The organism is Mycolicibacter hiberniae, from assembly GCF_010729485.1.
Taxonomy (GTDB): Bacteria; Actinomycetota; Actinomycetes; order Mycobacteriales; family Mycobacteriaceae; genus Mycobacterium; species Mycobacterium hiberniae.
Genome location: NZ_AP022609.1, coordinates 3793458 through 3811052 on the forward strand (window position 1 = coordinate 3793458; position 17595 = coordinate 3811052).

Consider the following 17595-nt stretch of genomic DNA (forward strand, 5'->3'; position numbering starts at 1 on the left):
GCTGCCGGCCGACTCAAACTACCCACCACCGGGCGAGTCCGCAGGTTCTACCCGAGCGGCCAGTTGGTCGCACACATGCTGGGACACGCCGCGCACCGTGGTGAGCTGGGCAGGACCGACCCGGACCCCGGTCTCCGTTTCGATCCGGGTACGAAACTCCAAGCTGGCCAACGAATCCAGGCCATATTCGGGCAGCGGCCGGTCCGGGTCAACGGTACGGCGCAGCAGCAGACTGATCTGGTCGGAGATCAGGCGCAGGATGGTGCCCAACCACTCCTCGCGCGGGATCTCCTTCAGTTCGGCGAGGAACCTCTGCGCGTCGGGACTGCTTCGGCGCACCGGCCGGAACGCTTCGGCAAACGGGCTGCGGTGCGCCAGCGCCGCCAACCACGGGGCACGGGTGATCGGGGCGTAGCCGGCATAGGCGCGGCCATAGCTCAGTACCGCGTCGAAGGCGCGGGCGGCTTCGGGGCAAGTGATCGCAGCGTGCACGCCGTCGTCGGAGTCGGCGCAGCTGCCGGTGTCGGTGTCGGCCCACGGCCCCCAGCCGATCACGGTGGCCGGCAAGCCCTGGGCCTGGCGCCAGCGTCCGAACGCGTCCAACCAACTGTCGGCTGCCGCGGCGGCGCCCTGGCCCGGCGACCCGATCAGCGCCGAAGTCGAGGAGAACGCGCAGAACCAGTCCAACGGTTGCGCGGCTTCCTGCAACGACTGGTGCAGGTTCCACGCGCCGTGGACCTTCGGCGACCAGCTGTGGTCAACGAGGTGATCGGTGATCTCGGTCAACGGCGCTTCGCCCACTGCGGCGACTGCATGCAGTACGCCGCGCACCGGTAGACCGGACGCCGTCGCCGCCGCCACCAGCCGGTCCGCCGTCTGCGGCTCCGCGATGTCACCGCATTCCACCTGAATATCGGCGCCCAGTGCGCGCAACCGATCGATAGCCTGTTGCGCTTGGCTGTCCGGTGCAGACTCGCCGTTGAGCACGATGCGGCCACAACCCGCTGCGGCCATCTCAGCAGCCAAGTACAACCCGGGTCCGCCGGTGCCACCGGTGACGATGTAGGAGCCATCGGCCCGGTAAAGCCGGGCCTGCGCCGGTGGTATCACCGCCACGGTGCTGCCGGCCGGCGGCGCGTCCAGCAAAACTGTTGCCGCGCAGTCGTCCCCGTCAGCCAGGCGCAGGACTTCGGCCGCATCCAGCAAGGGGTGGTGCGTGGTCTGCGGCTGCGGCAGTCTGCCGTCGGCCGCATTCCGGTAGACGGTGCACAGCAATCGCTGGACCGTTTCGGGATGGCTGTGCGCCAGCAGCGCCATGTCGACCACGTGCAACGACAGGTTGCGGCGGAAGGGGAACAGGCCAAGCCGGGTGTCGCCGTAGACGTCGCGCCTGCCCAGCTCGATGAACCGGCCGCCGAAGCTCAGCAGTTCGATTCCGGCGCGTTGCGCCACGCCGGACAGGGAGTTGAGCACCACGTCGACACCGTAGCCATCCGTGTCGTGGCGTATCCGATCGGCGAACTCCAGATTGCTGGAGTCATATACGTGTTCGATACCCATGTCGCGCAACAGTTCTCGTCGCTGCGGGCTGTCTGCGGTGGCGAAGACCTGGCACCCTGCCGCTCGTGCGATTGCGATTGCGGCCCGACCGACGCCGCTGGTTGCGCGATGGATCAGCACCTTGTCGTCTGATGTGACGCGCGCCAGGTGGTGCAGCCCGTACCAGGCGGTGGCGTATGCGGTCGGCCAGGCGGCGGCTTCAGTCAGCGGCAGTTCCGCCGGCAGGGTGGCCACCAGCCGGGCATCGCAGGTGATGAACGTTGCCCAGCAGCCGTCGGGAGAAATCCCGGCGACATGGTCGCCCACGCGGTGGCCGGTGACATCAGGGCCGACTGCCGTCACCACGCCCGCGAAGTCCGGGCCCAGTTGCTGCAGGCCCGGCTCGACGGGAGACGCCTGCGCCCAATCGACTCCGGCGACCCTCACCGCGACCTCGATCTGACCGCTGCCCGGCGCAATCCGCGGATGGGCCACCGGTTCCCACGTTTCGGGCTCGGTCGAGTCGCTGCGCTGCAGGCGCAGGCAGTCGTGGCCGTGTTCGACCACGGTCGTCCGCCGATCGGCTGGGCCAAGCGGGCCGGGACGCAGCCGCGCGGTGTACCAGTCGCCGTCGCGCCAAGCGGTCTCGTCCTCCTCTGACCCGCTGCGAAGTTGCGCCGCGAGGTGGGCGGCCAATGCCCCGTCCTGCTCGGCGGCGCTGCCGTCTACGTCGATCTGGGTGACCTTCAGGTGCGGATACTCCGAGTCGACAACCCGGATCAGTCCACGCAGGCCGGCCTGTTCCAGGTTGGGCCGATCCCCCGGTCGCACCGCGGCGGCGTCTCTGGTGACCACATACAGCCGCGGTGACTCGCCGGGCAGCGCCACCATCTGCCTCACGACGTCCAGCAGGTAAGCCACGAGGTCCCGGCCGCGCTGCGGGGGGTGGGAACCGTTGAGCGCCGGCGGGGTGACCACAACGACTCCGGTTCGGCCATTGAGCACCTCGTCGATGCCGTCTGCCCCATGCCCGCGACCCATCGGCGTCGACACGGTGACGGATTGCGTCCCTTCGCCGTTGAGCACCCTGCCGAGGCGACCGGTCAGGGCATCTGGGGCATCGGCCGTGCTCAACAACAGCCAGCTTCCCGCGTCGGTCGACGCTGCAACCGGTTGATCGCGGCGCTCCCACTCGATGGTCAGCAGGCGCTCGTCAAGGGTGCGCTGCGCGGACTCGCTCTGCGAGCGGCCGGCCGCGAATTGCAGACCTTCGACGGTGAGCAACACATTGCCCGAACCGTCCATCAATTCCAGATCGGCCTCGCAGGCATCGGCTCGCACAGCCGTCACTGTGCTCAGGCAGTACCGCACCTCGCGGATCAGATGATGGCGACGGAGCCGGTGCACGCCAACCGGCCGCAGCAGTCCCCCATCGCCGGCGCGCGGGATATCGGGCCGCATGGCAGCAGCCATGATGCACGCTTCGAGGAGGGCCGGATGAATTTCATAGAGCCCCTGCTGAGAGCGGGTCGGCCCCGGCAGCGCGACCTCGGCCAACGCCGTGGCACCGATGGTGTGCCGGCTGTCGCCGACATGAACCACGGCCAGACCTGCGAATGCCGGGCCGTATTGAATTCCGTCGCGGTCGGCGGCTTTTCGCAGATCATCGCCGTCGAGGCGGGTCTGGTGTGCGGCCAGCAACGCGGCGATGTCGCGGACCGACGGTTGCGGGACATCCGGTGGAGCCGCCAACACCGCCGTCGCACAGTCAACGCGGTCGCGCCCCTGATGGGTGTGCACCCCGAAGTCGAGGACCCCGGGCGCCACCACCGCGGCCCCCGAGGACACCGATGTCCAGTCGTCGAGGGACAGCATCTGCTCGAATCGCAGGTCACGAACCTCGGCTGATTCGCCCAGGCTGGTTCGGGCGGCGGCCAAAGCCATCTCGCAGTAGGCGGCCCCGGGCAGGACGGCCATGTTGTGAACCCGGTGATCGTCGAGCCACGGGTGCCCCACAAGCCCGACGTCGCCCTGCCAGACGTGGCGTTCGGGTTCCTCCAATAGGTGTACGTGCGCTCCCAACAACGGGTGTACAGCCCTGATCGCGGCACCGCGCGGAGCGGTGTCGGCGTCCTCCCGGCTGAATATCAGCTCGCGGTGGTTCCAGCTCGGCAGCGGCGCTTCCACCAGCTTCCCCGACGGGTAATGCGCAGCGAAGTCCACTGCGGCTCCGGCGCTGTGCAGGTCGGCGACGAACCCACGCAATCCGTTGCAGGACTGGCGCTCTGGTGGGATGGCAACCAGCGCGGCGATCGCGACGTCGAGGCTGCCGGCATTCTGCTCGAGAACCGCGGCCAGCCTCGGGTGCGACGCCAGCTCTCCGAACACCCGGTAGCCGTCCTTGATCGCCGCCTGCGCGGCTGCTGCGAATCGCGCCATGTAACGCAGGTTGTCCGCCCAGTACTGGCCGTCGAATGCCGGCCGGTCCCGTGGCGACCACAGTGTTGCGGAGTAGTAAGGGATCTCGGGCTCTGTCGGCTTCACGTCGGCGAGGGCTTGAGCCAGCTCATCGAGGACCGGTTCGACCTGTGACGTGTGCGCGGCGACCGCGACGGCCACCTCGCGCGCCGGAACTCCCTGTTGCTGCCAGGCGGCCACCAGCTCGCGAACGGTCTGCCCGTCCCCGCCGATGGTTGTCGACACCGGCGACTCCACCACGGCGAGCACCGCGTCGGAGATGTCACGAATGGAGAGCTCCGACAGTACTTGCTGCGCAGGCAGTTCCACGTTGGCCATGGCGCCGCTGCCCACGATCCGCGCCAGCAACCGGGACCGGCGACAGGCGACGCGGAGCCCGTCCTCCAGGGTCAGCCCGCCGGCTACGACGGCCGCCGCCGTCTCCCCGAGCGAATGCCCGATGACGGCGCCCGGCCGAACCCCATGGGCCTTCATGGCTTCGGCCAGGGCGACCTGGATGGCGAAGTTCGTCGGCTGCACTCGTTCGACTTCGGTCGGCGGCACCGCGGCAGCGATGGTCTCGGCCAGTGAGAAGCCGGACTCTTCGGCGACGACCGGCTCCATCTTCGCGATCGCGGCGGCGAACGCCGGTTCTTCGGCGAGCAACGCCGCCATTGGCGTCCACGGGGGAGCTTGTTCGGAAAACACCCATACCGGCCCGCGGCCATCCGGTCCGATGGCAGGCGGGTAGGCCAGGTCATTGTCGGCGATCTCGCGCAGCGCCTCGCCGAGTTCGACGAAGTTGCTCGCCGCCACTGCCGTTCGGACCGGCCGGTGTGACCGCCGCCGCGCCAGTGTGTAGCCGAGATCGGCGGGACTCATCGCGGTGCCGTGTTCGTCTACCCAGTCCGCCAGCCGGGCAGATGTCGCACGCAGCTGGTCTGCGGAGGTCGCCGATATCGGGAAAAGCAGCGGCGCTTGCCCGCCGACTTCTGTCGCCGATTCCGTTGCCGCATCCGGTAACGCCGGCACCGGCGGTTGCTCGACGATGACGTGCACGTTGGTGCCCGACAGGCCATGCGCAGAAACCGCGGCCCGACGCGGATGGCCCGCCTTGGTCGGCCACGTCATATTCTCCCGCGGCACAACCAGATTGGTCGCCATCCCGGCAAGCTGGTCCGGCAACCGGGTGAAATGCAGATGCTGCGGGACCGTGCCGTTCTGCAGTGCCAGTATTGCCTTCATCAGGCCCAGCGGTCCGGATGCCGACTGGCAGTGCCCGAAGTTGGTCTTGACCGACCCCAAGAAACAGCGGTCGTCGGTGCCGTAGACCGCGGCCAGTCCGGCGTATTCGGTCAGATCCGCGGACGGGTTTCCCAGCCCATGCGCTTCAACCAGCTCCACCGTGGCGGCTTCGACGCCGGCAGCGGCCAACGCGGCCTGATAGACCTCGACCAGCGCCGGCTTCGACGGCGCCGCGGCCGTTCCCGCGCTGCCGTCCTGATTGGCGGCACTGCCGCGCAGCACCGCCAGGATGCGGTTGTGATCGCGTATGGCCTCGGGCAATCGTTTGAGCAGCAAGACCACGCAGCCTTCACCGGCGACGAATCCGTCGGCGGCGGCATCGAAGGCCCGGCATCGGCCGGTCGGGGACAACATGCCCTGCTGCGAGCCGGCAACCGATCGGCGGGGTTCGAGCATCACCGACACACCGCCTGCCAGGGCGAGCTCGCTTTCGCCGACCTGCAAACTGCGGCACGCCTGGTGGACCGCCATCAGGCCCGAGGAACACGCCGTGTCCACCGTGACTGCCGGCCCGTGCAGTCCCAGGGCCCGCGACACCCGGGCGGAGGCGAAGCTGCTGCTGGTCGCGGTGAATCCGTAGGGCCCCTCAGCGGCGCCGCACTCGGCGGACAGCAGTTCGTAGTCGCTGTGCGTCAGCCCCACGAACACGCCGGTCTGCGATCGAGCCAAGGCCGCCGGGTCCACTCCGGCGTGCTCGACGGCCTCCCACGAGGTCTCCAGTAACAGGCGGTGTTGCGGGTCGACCGCGATGGCCTCCGGCTCGGTCATGCCGAAGAAGTCGGCGTCAAACGCGCCGATGGTGTCCAGGAAGCCGCCCCAGCGGGATACCGACCGGCCCGGCGCCCCCGGCTCGGAGCCGTAGTAGGCCTCGACGTCCCACCGGTCGCCGGGTACTTCGTCGATGAAGTCGGCGCCACGCAGTAATGCTTCCCAGAACCGTTGCGGTGAATCGATGCCGCCGGGAAGCCGGCAGGCCAGCCCGATGACGGCGATCGGCGAGGCGGATGGACTGTTGGGGGATGTGGGAGGGGTAGTCATCGCCTTCGCGAGGTTACAGCAAGGTCACGACAAATTGGCGCCTATGTAAACCGCGGTACGGTCAGCGACTCCCGCAGCCACTACTCGAGCCCTCACCGACGTTCCAGTAGTTCACTTTGCGGTGCGGAATCCCGGATGGGCAGCATCGCGATCAACCCGGCGGCCAGCACAACCAGCAGTCCCCCGAGCCCGGCCCGGTCGGCGCCGAACAGGTCGACGAAGGTGAAGAACAGCGTCGGCGCCAGGAAGGTTGCCGCCCGCCCGGTGGTGGTGTAGAGCCCGAACGACAGTCCCTCCTTACCCGCGGGGCTCATCCGCAGCAGAAGCGTGCGCGCCGACGACTGGGTCGGGCCGACGAACAGGCTCAGCAAAAGGCCGCACACCCAGAACGTCAGCGGTCCCGACAGCGCCAGCAACACCAGCCCGACCACGATCATCGACGCCAGCGAGCCGAGGATCACCGCCTTGGCACCGATGCGTTCGTCGAGCAGGCCGCCGAGCGCCGCCCCGACGGCGGCCAACGTGCTGGCCGTCACTCCGAACAACAGCACGTTCGCCGCCGAGATGCCGTACACGTTGACGCCCAACACCGCCCCGAAAGCCACCACCCCGGTAAGCCCGTCCCGGAACACCGCACTGGCCAACAGGTAGTAGACGATGTTGCGGTCACGGCGCCATTCGCCGACCAGGTCGGCACGAAGCTGGCGGAATCCTCCCGGCGCGACCTGCGGAACATCGACCGCGGGGCCATCGGTCGATTGCGGCTTCGCCCTCAGCAACGGCAGCGCAAATACCAAGAACCACGCCGCGGTCAGCAGCATCGCCGCCCGCACGTTCACCCCATCTGCAGTCGGCAGACCCAACACACCGACGGTCGGCCCCTGCCCGGCGACGAAACCCACGTAGACCATGAGCAGCAGTGCCACACTGCCGAGATAGCCGGCGGCCAAACCGAAGCCCGAGACTCTGCCCGCGTTCTGCGGGGTGGTGACCAACCGCAATGTCGCGTTGTAGGGGACGGTGGCCAAGTCACTGGAGGCCGCCGTCACGGCCAACAGCACCAGGCCCGGCCAGAGGTAACTGGGGTCGTTGCGGATCAGACTCATCGACGCGGTCAGTCCTGCAACCGTCAGGCTCAGCACGATCAGTGCCCGCCGCCGCCGGCTGGGCTCGGTGATTGCGCTGCCGGTCAGTGGGGCGAGCAGCGCGACCGCGATCCCGGCAACGGCCATCGCGCGCCCCAGCCAACTGGCCGCCGACGTACCGGCGCTCGCCCCGACCGACGCGGTCAGATAGACCGAGAAAACGAACGTGATGGTGATTGCGTTCAGGCCGGTGGCTCCGCAGTCCCAGAGCGCCCACGCCAACCAAGGGGGTTTCCGCACGGGCACAAACCCTATAGCTGACGCGCCGCCGCTACCGCCCCGGTTCCCGGTGGACTGGTTCCGCAGACTTGGGCCGTAACCAGGCCGGAAGCCAGTCTGGGGGCGCATCGGGCGCGCGGTCGAAAAAGCCGCCTGCCGGGTCGTCGGCCCACCCGTGTGCCCGCACCAGATCCTGTTGCGGCCGGTAGATCTGTCGAAACACCAACGCGCACAACACCAGCACCGCCAGGTCGCGCACCAGCACCGTGCTGGTGAACCACTGTTCGGGCAGGCTGCGGTCGGAAGCGCTGTAGAGGTAGTACATCCGCGGCACCCAGACCAGCGCATCGACGGTCATCCAGGCCAGCAGGAGCCGGCGGTGTGGCAGCGCCAACACCGCCAGCGGCACCAGCCATAACGAGAACTGCGGGCTCCACACCTTATTGGTCAGCAGGAACGCCGCAACCACCAGGAACGCCAGCTGCGCTACCCGCGGCCGCCGGGGTGCGGTCAGCGCGACATAGCCGATCCCCAGGCAGCACAGCGCGAACAGTGCGGCCACCACGCCGTTGAGCACTACCGGCGGCTGCCACATGCCCAGGTCGCCGTCGAACCCCTGCCAGCCGGTCAACGACCGCACCACGTTGTACAGCGAATCCATGTCGTCGCCGCGACGCGAATTGAGCCGGAAGAATTCACTCCAGCCGCGCGGCGCGAACACCAGGATCGGCAGGTTGACCGCCAGCCAGCTCAGCGCCGCGGCCGCTGTGGTGCGGCCGGCCTCCCGCAGCCGGCCGGTGCGCACCCCCAGCACCAACAGCGGGAACAACAGCAGCACCGGGTATAGCTTGGCGGCCGCCCCCAGGCCGAGCAGCACCCCGGCGGCCGTGGGCCGCCGCCGCGCCCACGCCAACAGGCCCGCCCCGGCGAACGCGACGGCCAGTGCGTCGAAGTTGGTGAAGATCTGGAAGATCACCAGCGGCGACGCCGCCACCAGCGCGGCGTCCCAGATGCGCCGGCCGGCCAGCCCGGCGGTGGACCACACCGTCGCCAGCCAGGCCAGGGCCAGACCCAGCGCGACGATGTCGAAGAACACCACCACCTCGGCGACCCCGCTGAGCGCCGGGATCTTCACCACTTTGGTGATGGCCGTGTACGTCTTCGCCAGGGCCATTGCCCCGTACTGGTACAGGCCGGTCAGCACCGGATATTCCATGTAGCGCACGGCGGGCAGCCCGTCGTAGCGGGTCTGCTCGTTGCCGGAGGAGTCCTTCTCCACCCAGCTGGACTTGTAGGGAAACTTGCCCTCGTCCAGCAGCTCCGCGGTGTAGAGCGGCACCACATCGGAGTAGCAGAGCTGGAAGTAGGCGCGCTCGTGGTCCCAGTTGGCCACCCGCTGATCCGGGCTACCGCTGCCGGTGCTCTGCAGGCACGGTGACTTGGTGGTCCAGCCCAGGGCCAAGAACAGCACCGCGATCAAAAACATCACCCGAAGCGGCGTCATGAACCTGGTGCGCCCGATCAGCGCATGACGCCCCACCGGTCCCCCGATGGTGTTGGACAGCGCGTGCCCGATGACATCGGTGCGGCTGGGGCAGTCCCGGTCGTCAGCACTGCGCAGGTCGGCCGCCAACGGACGAGGCGAGCAGACCGCGCGTTCGCCGGTTTCTGTCACGGCTGCACCCCCGGTGCCGGTGGGGGCAGCGGCGGCGGAAGCGGCGGCGGCGGCGGAAACAGTTCCGGCATCGGGAATCCCGGCGGCCCCGGCGGCGGCTCGGCGCCGTCCGGCGGGGGCGCCGGCGGCGGCGCTTGCCACACCGGTGCGCGCAGCGGCGCCGACCTCGGCGCACCGGCGAAGCCACCGATCTCGGGGGGCTTGGGGAACGCGACGATCGGATCGCCCGCCAGGGCGCCGTCCATGCTGGCCTTCCAGATGTCCCCCGGCAGGCCCGCGCCGTAGATGGGGCCGCCCCACTTGTTGGTCAGCGGTTCGGTGCCGCTGGCGGTGCCCACCCAGACCGCCGTCGACAACGTGGGCGTGTAGCCCACCATCCAGGCGTCACGGTTGGCGCCGGTGTCACCGAGCTGGGTGGTCCCGGTCTTGGCGGCGGCCGGTCGCCCCCCGGCCAGGCTGTGGCCGCCAGACCAGCTGGGGATCGCCTTCATGGCGTCGGTCACGTTGTCGGCGACGGCTGCGGGAATCCGATGCTCACCGGCGGGGGCGCTGTCGAAGAGCACCCGGTTGTCCGGCCCGACGACCTTCTGGATGAAATGCGGGCGGTGGTACACCCCCGAGGCGGCCAGGGTGGCGTACGCCGAGGCCATGTCGATCACGCGGGTCTGGTACTGGCCGAGCACGATGCCGTTGTTGGGCGGGCCGCCGCGGCCGTCCTCGGACAGGGTGAACGCGACGCCGGGAAAGCTCGTGGCGATCCCGGCCTGGTGCGCGGCTTCGGCGACGTCTTCGGGGCCGTTCCGGAGTTTGAGCATCAGTCGGTAATAGGACGTGTTGAGGGACCGTTTGAGTGCCTCGGCGAGGTTGCACACCCCGCAGCCCGCGCCCCCCACGTTACTGATCTTGATCCCCCCGACCTTCAACGGCGAGCTGTCCACCTGATAGCCCAGCCCGATCCCCTGCTTCAACGCAGCCACCAACGCGAACACCTTGAACGACGAGCCGGTCTGCAAACCCGCCTGGGCGAAGTCGAAGCCGCCCGCCTCCGCACCACCGTAGTAGGCCAGCACCGCACCGTCGCGGGGGTCGATGGAGACCACCGCGGTCCGCAGCGACGGCTTCTGCCCCGCCATGGCCGCCGTCACCGCCTTCTCCACGGCCCGCTGCGCCTTCATGTCGATCGTGGTGGTGATGCGCAGTCCCTCCATGTTCAGGGCCTGCTCGTCGATGTGGAACAGGTCGAGCAGTTCTTCGGTGACCCGGCGCGCAATCAGTCCCTTGGGCCCCCATGCCTGGTCGGCGTTGCGGGCCTGGTCCGGCGGGATGGTGGCCGGGAAGCTCTGCCGGGCCCGCTCGCTGAGTGTCAGGGCGCCGGTCTGGACCATGCCGTCGAGCACCCAGTTCCAGCGCTCGAGGGCCAGGCCGGGGTTGATCGCCGGATCCAGCGTGGACGGCCGCTGGATCACCGCCGCCAGCAGCGCCCCTTCGGAGACGGTGAGGTCCTCGACGCGCTTGTCGAAGTACGCCCGCGCCGCCGCGGAGATCCCGTAGGTGGTGCGTCCGAAGTAGATGATGTTGAGGTAGGCCTCCAGCACCTCGTCTTTGGGCCACTCCTGGCTCATCTTGGCCGCGATGACGAGTTCTTTGCCCTTGCGGACCAATCCCCCGACGCCCACTCGTTCCGAGCCGACCAGTGCGTTCTTGACGTACTGCTGGGTGATGGTCGATCCGCCCTGGGTGTCCCCTCCGAGCAGATTGTTCCTGACTGCCCGCACCAGCCCCGTGATAGAGAACCCGGCGTTGGTGTAGAAGTCGCGGTCCTCGGCGGCCAGCACCGCGTCACGCACGTGGACCGGTACTCGGTCCAGGCTGATGTCGATCCGGTTGCCGTCCGGCGGAACGATTTTCGCCAGCTCGGTGCCGTCAGCGGCGAGGATGGTCGACACCTGACTGGTGGGGATGTCGCCCGGCTCGGGGATGTCCACCGCCCGGTAGGCCATTGCGAAGGTGACCAGGGGCGCCGCCACCAGCATCGCGGCGGTCACGTAGAGGCCCCACCGGATCCACTGCCAGCTGCGGCGCCGCCGGTCCTCGGGTTCGGCCGCGCTGTCGGCGGCCGGGTGAGCCGGCCGGCAGGTGTTTTCGTCGTCGGGGCGCGGCCGCTCCATGGCGGCCTTGACCACTTCGAGGCGCTGCTGCAGATCCGCGTCGTCATCTGTGTCCTGCGCGCAGGGCTCGGGCTGCACGCGCTGCGATGGGGCATCCCGTGCGGCATCAGTGGTCGTCAGAAAATCCTCTTCGTCAGCACTGTGGGTTCCCGGCGCCGGCGGGCGGTGCGTGGTCACCGCCGGCCGCGTTGTCTCCGCGGGTCAGAGTCGGGCGGGCAGGCCTCCACCATTCCTGGCCGGGTGTCACCGGGCGCGCCGAACGACGAAGTGCTCAGCAGCCCGTTTCGCACCCCGCGTCGCTGCAGTCGCATGGCGACCAGCCTACGTGCGTGCAGGCAACGTCGAGTTGAATCCAGATCACGAACGCACTACGGCGCGTGCGGTGGGGGCTCGGCCGGCGGGGGGACCCCCGGCTCGGAAGCCGCCGGCGCAGGCGCGGGCGGGGCGACCTGGATCGTGGTGGGCGGTCCGATCGGGATGGTGATTCCCGGGGCGATCTCGATCGTCGGCTGAATGACGGTTTCGGTCGGCGGCGGCGGACCGTCCTCCACCGGCGGCGGGGGCGGCGGCGCGGCCGGGACGCCCGCGTAACCGCCGATCTCAGTGGGCGTGGGGAATGACTCGTTGGGGGTGCCCTGCAGGGCACCGTCCATGGTGGCCTTCCAGATGTCGGCCGGAATGCTCGCGCCGTAGACCGGGCCGCCCCACTGGTTCACCAGGGGTTCGTCTCCCCCGGTGGTGCCCACCCAGACCGCGGTCGACAGCGACGGCGTGTAGCCGACCATCCAGCCGTCCCGGTTGGCCCCGGTGTCGCCCAGCTGCGTGGTTCCGGTCTTGGCCGCCGACGGCCGTCCGCCGGCCAGGTTGTGCCCACGCGACCAGGCGGCGATGGGCTGCATGGCCGCGGTGACGTTGTCGGCCACCGCCTTGGGGATGCGCTGCTCGCCGGTGTCTTCGGCGTTCTTCGCGTCGAAGAGCACCCGGCCGTCCGCGCTGACCACCTTCTCCACGAAGTGCGGCGGGTGATAGACGCCCGAGGCCGCCAGGGTCGCGTAAGCGGAGGCCATGTCGATCACCCGGGTTTGGTACTGGCCCAGCACCACACCGCCTTCCGGCGGTCCCCCGTCCTGGGACAGGGTGTGCGGCACGCCCGGGAAGCTCTTGGCCACGCCGGCCTGATGCGCCGCGTCGGCGACGTCCTGCGCCCCGTTCTTGAGCTTGAGCATCAGCCGGTAGTAGGCGGTGTTCAGCGAGCGCTTGAGCGCCTCGGCGATGTTGCAGACACCGCAGCTCTCACCCTCGGAGTTGGTGATCTTGGTGCGCCCGTTGTCCAGCGTCAGCGGGGAGCTGTCGATCTGATAGCCCAGCCCGATGCCCTGCTCGAGCGCGGCCACCAGCGCGAACACCTTGAACGACGACCCGGTCTGCAGCCCGGCCTGGGCGAAGTCGAACCCGGTGGCATCCGAGCCCCCGTAGTAGGCGCGCACCCCGCCGTCACGCGGGTCGATGGACACGACCGCGGAGCGCATGTTGGGGATCTGGTCTTTGAGGTAGGTGGCCACCGCGTCCTCGGCGGCTTTTTGCGCCTCGGGATCGATGGTGCTGGTGATCTGCAGGCCCTGGGTGTTGAGGGTCTGTTCGTCGATGTTGAACAGCTCGAGCAACTCCCGGGTGACCTGCCGCTGGATCAGCCCGTTGGGCCCGGTGGTGATGTTCTGCGCGCGGGCCAACTCGGGGGACACCGTGACCGGGAACTCCTGTGCCGCACGTTCGGCGGCCGAGAGGGCGCCGGTCTCCACCATCCCGTCGAGCACCCAGTTCCACCGGTCCAGGGCGCCTTCGGGATCCACCGCGGGATCCAGGGTCGAGGGACGCTGGATCAGAGCGGCCAGCAGCGCGCCCTCTGCGATGTCGAGTTGCTCGACGGGCTTGTCGAAGTAGGCCCGCGTCGCCGCGGCGATCCCGTAGGCGCCGCGCCCGAAGTAGATGATGTTCAGATAGGCCTGCAGCACATCGTCTTTGCGCCACGCGCTGGACATCTTGGTGGCGATCACCAGTTCTTTGGCCTTGCGAACCAATCCGCCCATACCGGCGCGCTCGGATCCGACCAGCGCGTTTTTGACGTACTGCTGGGTGATCGTCGATCCACCCTGGGTGTCGCCGCCGAAGATGTTGTTCTTGATCGCGCGCAGGAATCCCGACACCGAGAACCCGGGGTTGGAGTAGAAGTCGCGATCCTCGGCGGCCAGCACCGCGTTACGCACGTACACCGGCACCTGGGAGATATCGATATCGACGCGATTGCCTTCCGGCGGCACGATCTTGGCGAGCTCGGATCCGTCACTGGCCAGGATCGTCGAGACCTGGTTGGTCCGGATGTCGCCCGGCGAGGGCACATCGGTGATCGAGTAGGCCATCCCGAAGGTGACCATGGGTAGCAGCAGCATCACCGCTACGGCGACATAGCAGCCGCGGCGGATCCACCTCCAGTTCGGCGGGTGCCGCCGCAGCCACTCCAGGGGAGTGGGTCCAGCGGGCCGGGCGGCATGACCGGACGGCTCGGGACGCCGCGGGGGCGGCGCGGCCGGCGTGGCCGGCGGCGGCTCGCGCCGCGGGATCCGTGCGCTCAGCGCAGGCTCGCGTTGCGGCGCCGCTCCGTCCAGGGCCGCCTTGACGGCGTCGATCGGATCCCGCAGGTCGGCAGTCACCGCGTCGTCGACGGCGGGGATGATCGTGGTCTGCCGATCATCGGGCTCCGCCGCTGGGCGTCGGTCGCCAGCGTTCCAGGACTGGGCCGAGCCAGGGTCGGACCCGTCGTCGTAATGCCTACTCACTGGCGGTACGGGCTCCGCCGCGTGCCGTGCGCCGACCGCGCGATCCCTTGGGCGGGCGGGCGATGCCCAGCACGTAGGACTTCACCAGATGATTCCAGCTGCAGGTGCGGCAGACCTCGACCACGTGCACCGAGAACTCCGGGTAACGGGTGGCCAACAACACCAATTCCTCGGCCGAGCGCGCCGAACCGGAGACCGGGCCGAGATGATCGCCGTAGACCCACGACACCAGCGTGAGCTGCTCTTTGCGGCAGATGGGACAGACCACCGCGCTCTGCTTGCCGTGGTACTTCGCGGCCCGCAGCAGATACGGGTTGGCGTCACAGACTTCGGAGACCCCGGTGCGCCCGGAATAGACCTCGGCCAGCAGGGAACGGCGCCGGAGCGCGTAGTCCACTATCTGTCGCTGCAATCGCACGCTGACCAGAGTACGTCGGGTGCTCACGGGCCGTGGCGATCAACGCCCCTAACCGGTCACAACCGGCGGATTCGCGATCACCGCGGGGCACGATTCTTTTACTATCGTCGCCGTGGCAACGCGACAGACCGCAGGCACCCGAGCCAAAGACAGTGACCGCGAAGACGTCTGTCGAATCCTGGACAGCGCCCTCGCCGATGGACAGCTTTCCAGCGCCGAGCATCAGGAACGGATCCGCACGGCAACGCGGGCCGTGACCCTGGGCGACCTTTACGCCCTGGTCAGCGACCTGCAGGCCCAAGCCGCGCCGGTCAAGTTGCCCACCCTGCACGCCCCGTCGAAGTTCGCCGAGCACGGTGCCGCGGTCAAGGCGCTGGGCGCACTGGCCGGCGCGCTGCTGGTCGGGATGGTCCTGGGCTGGGCGCTGTACGGGAATACCAGCTCGCCGCTGAACTTCACCTCCGACCCGGGCGCCAAGCCGGACGGCGTCGCGCCGGTGGTGCTGACTCCACCACGGCAGCTGCAGTCGCTCGGGGGGCTCACCGGCCTGCTGGAGCAGGCCCGCCAGAAGTTCGGCGACACCATGGGCTACCGGCTGGTGATCTATCCGGACTACGCATCTTTCGAGCGGCCCGATCCGACCGAAGAGCGCCGCAAACTGGACTACCTCTACCGGGGCGGCTGGGACGACCCGTCCACCACGTCCAAGGGCACCGACGACGTTCTGGTCGATGTGAGCGCCTTCGACGCCAAGGCCGCGGTCGGGATTCTGCGCGGGGGCGCTGAAACCCTCGGCATCAAGCCGGCCGATGTGAAAAGCACCTATCTGATCGTCGATCCGGCCCGGGACCCGACGACGCCGGGGGCGCTGGCCCTGTCGGTCTACATCTCCAGCGACTACGGCAGCGGCTACATCGCCTTCGCCGGCGACGGCACCATCAAGCGCATCAATTACCCGTCCTGATCTGCCCGTTTCCCAGGGCTGACGAGCAGGCTGCCGGTAGCCACTTGGGTTTGGTTATATCGACGCGATACTATTGCGCGAACCGTCGAACGGTCGTAGCTACGCCATCTCAGGAGGTGATCGGAGTGCTGGAGCTTGCCATCTTGGGCTTGCTGCTCGAGTCTCCGATGCACGGCTACGAACTGCGGAAACGGTTGACCGGTCTGCTGGGTGCGTTCCGGGCGTTCTCCTACGGCTCGCTGTATCCCGCGCTGCGGCGGATGCAGGCCGCCGGGGTGATCGCCGAAGACGCCGCGCCGACGGGAACCCCGGTGCGCCGGGCCCGCCGGGTGTACCGGCTGACCGACGCCGGCCGTCAGCGGTTCAACGAGTTGGTGTCCGACACCGGCCCGCAGAACTACACCGACGACGGCTTCGGAGTCCACCTGGCGTTCTTCAACCGCACCCCCGCCGAGGCTCGGATGCGGATTCTCGAAGGCCGCCGCCGGCAGGTGGAAGAACGCCGGGAAGGCCTGCGCAACGCGGTAGCACGGGCCAGCAACTCGTTGGATCGCTACACCCGTCAGCTGCACCAGCTCGGACTGGAGTCCAGCGAGCGGGAGGTCAAGTGGCTCAACGAGCTGATCGCGGCCGAACGCGTGTCGCAGGGCCGGGCCGAACAACCCTGATCCGCCGGACGCGGACCTCGGGGAACCACAACACAGCACGTCAGCAGATAAAGGAGAGCGTCGAAATGACTGAGCAAACGACGGATGTGCGGGTCGCCATTGTCGGCGTTGGTAACTGCGCGTCCTCGCTGGTCCAGGGCGTCCAGTACTACCAGAACGCCGATGACACCTCCACGGTCCCCGGCCTGATGCACGTGCGCTTCGGCCCGTACCACGTCCGCGATGTGAAGTTCGTCGCCGCGTTCGACGTGGACGCCAAGAAGGTCGGCTTCGACCTGTCCGAGGCCATCTTCGCCTCGGAGAACAACACCATCAAGATCGCCGACGTACCGCCGACCAACGTCATCGTGCAGCGCGGCCCGACCCTCGACGGCATCGGCAAGTACTACGCCGAGACCATTGAGGTCTCCGACGCCGAGGCCGTGGACGTGGTGGCGGCGCTGCGCGAGGCCAAGGTCGACGTGCTGGTCTCCTACCTGCCGGTCGGCTCGGACGAGGCCGACAAGTTCTACGCTCAGTGCGCCATCGACGCCGGCGTGGCGTTCGTCAACGCGCTGCCGGTCTTCATCGCCTCCGACCCGGTCTGGGCCAAGAAGTTCGCCGACGCGGGCGTGCCGATCGTGGGCGACGACATCAAGAGCCAGGTGGGCGCGACCATCACCCACCGCGTGATGGCCAAGCTGTTCGAAGACCGCGGGGTCACCCTGGACCGCACCTACCAGCTCAACGTGGGCGGCAACATGGACTTCAAGAACATGCTCGAGCGCGAGCGTCTGGAATCCAAGAAGGTGTCCAAGACCCAGGCTGTGACGTCGAACCTGACCGGCTCGCTGGCCGGCAAGATCGACGACAAGAACGTCCACATCGGGCCGTCCGACCACGTGGCCTGGCTCGACGACCGCAAGTGGGCCTACGTCCGGCTGGAGGGCCGCGCTTTCGGTGACGCACCGCTGAACCTGGAGTACAAGCTCGAGGTGTGGGACTCGCCGAACTCGGCCGGCATCATCATCGACGCGGTGCGCGCCGCCAAGATCGCCAAGGACCGCGGCATCGGCGGCCCGATCATCCCCGCCTCGGCCTACCTGATGAAGAGCCCGCCCAAGCAGCTGCCCGACGACGTCGCGCGCGCCGAACTGGAAGAATTCATCGTCGGCTAGATCACGCA

9 protein-coding genes are annotated in these 17595 nt (G+C 68.7%); 3 read left to right on the top strand and 6 right to left on the bottom strand.

Annotated features, from left to right (window positions below):
* Positions 1-18 precede the first annotated feature (18 nt).
* From pks2 to G6N14_RS17850, 6 genes are all read right to left on the bottom strand, one after another.
* Entirely contained in the window at positions 19-6339 is a 6321-nt protein-coding gene (pks2, locus tag G6N14_RS17825; protein ID WP_085136151.1) for a sulfolipid-1 biosynthesis phthioceranic/hydroxyphthioceranic acid synthase, read from the bottom strand.
* A gap of 92 nt (positions 6340-6431) precedes the next feature.
* Entirely contained in the window at positions 6432-7724 is a 1293-nt protein-coding gene (locus G6N14_RS17830; protein ID WP_234808945.1) for an MFS transporter, read from the bottom strand.
* Positions 7725-7755: 31 nt separating this feature from the next.
* A complete protein-coding gene (locus tag G6N14_RS17835; RefSeq protein WP_085136185.1) occupies positions 7756-9378 on the bottom strand; it encodes a glycosyltransferase family 87 protein in 1623 nt (540 codons plus the stop codon).
* Positions 9375-11723 carry a transglycosylase domain-containing protein gene (locus G6N14_RS17840; protein ID WP_234808944.1) on the bottom strand — a complete coding sequence of 783 codons (2349 nt, stop codon included), beginning with the start codon at positions 11721-11723 and terminating at the stop codon, positions 9375-9377. The genes G6N14_RS17835 and G6N14_RS17840 overlap by 4 nt, the downstream gene beginning before the upstream one ends.
* 191 nt (positions 11724-11914) lie before the next feature.
* On the bottom strand, positions 11915-14380 hold the full coding sequence (locus G6N14_RS17845; protein ID WP_085136149.1) for a transglycosylase domain-containing protein: 2466 nt from the start codon (positions 14378-14380) through the stop codon (positions 11915-11917).
* Entirely contained in the window at positions 14373-14798 is a 426-nt protein-coding gene (locus G6N14_RS17850; RefSeq protein ID WP_046318463.1) for a DUF5318 family protein, read from the bottom strand. The genes G6N14_RS17845 and G6N14_RS17850 overlap by 8 nt, the downstream gene beginning before the upstream one ends.
* Before the next feature lie 112 nt (positions 14799-14910).
* On the opposite strand from G6N14_RS17850, the gene G6N14_RS17855 reads away from it, so the two are divergent.
* From G6N14_RS17855 to G6N14_RS17865, 3 genes are all read left to right on the top strand, one after another.
* A complete protein-coding gene (locus tag G6N14_RS17855; RefSeq protein WP_085136148.1) occupies positions 14911-15762 on the top strand; it encodes a DUF1707 SHOCT-like domain-containing protein in 852 nt (283 codons plus the stop codon).
* Positions 15763-15887: 125 nt separating this feature from the next.
* Entirely contained in the window at positions 15888-16430 is a 543-nt protein-coding gene (locus G6N14_RS17860; protein ID WP_046318492.1) for a PadR family transcriptional regulator, read from the top strand.
* A gap of 65 nt (positions 16431-16495) precedes the next feature.
* Positions 16496-17587, top strand: coding sequence for an inositol-3-phosphate synthase (locus G6N14_RS17865; protein ID WP_085136147.1), 1092 nt, complete (start codon positions 16496-16498; stop codon positions 17585-17587).
* The last annotated feature ends 8 nt before the right edge of the window (positions 17588-17595 follow it).